Origin of the sequence: Cohnella baijiui, assembly GCF_020731285.1 — a bacterium.
GTDB lineage: Bacteria > Bacillota > Bacilli > Paenibacillales > Paenibacillaceae > Cohnella.
This window is the reverse complement of record NZ_JAJFOW010000096.1, coordinates 1-664: the sequence shown is the minus strand read 5'-3', so window position 1 is coordinate 664 and position 664 is coordinate 1. Positions and strand designations below refer to the sequence as shown.

At 53.9% G+C, this 664-nt stretch carries 1 protein-coding gene; it reads left to right on the top strand.

Annotated features, from left to right (window positions below; genetic code table 11):
- On the top strand, positions 1 to 517 hold a 517-nt coding region (locus LKX83_RS31785; protein ID WP_227887253.1), incomplete at its 5' end, for a DUF3672 domain-containing protein.
- Between the last annotated feature and the right edge of the window lie 147 nt (positions 518 to 664).

Sequence of the window (664 nt, the reverse complement as noted above, 5' to 3'; positions counted from 1 at the left end):
TATCAGTGGCAGTGTGAATGCGAACTCCGGGACGCTCAGTAATGTGACGATAGCTGAAAACTGTACGATAAACGGTACGCTGAGGGCGGAAAAAATCGTCGGGGACATTGTAAAGGCGGCGAGCGCGGCTTTTCCGCGCCAGCGTGAAAGCAGTGTGGACTGGCCGTCAGGTACCCGTACTGTCACCGTGACCGATGACCATCCTTTTGATCGCCAGATAGTGGTGCTTCCGCTGACGTTTCGCGGAAGTAAGCGTACTGTCAGCGGCAGGACAACGTATTCGATGTGTTATCTGAAAGTACTGATGAACGGTGCGGTGATTTATGATGGCGCGGCGAACGAGGCGGTACAGGTGTTCTCCCGTATTGTTGACATGCCAGCGGGTCGGGGAAACGTGATCCTGACGTTCACGCTTACGTCCACACGGCATTCGGCAGATATTCCGCCGTATACGTTTGCCAGCGATGTGCAGGTTATGGTGATTAAGAAACAGGCGCTGGGCATCAGCGTGGTCTGAGTGTGTTACAGAGGTTCGTCCGGGAACGGGCGTTTTATTATAAAACAGTGAGAGGTGAACGATGCGTAATGTGTGTATTGCCGTTGCTGTCTTTGCCGCACTTGCGGTGACAGTCACTCCGGCCCGTGCCGAAGGTTGACATGGTAC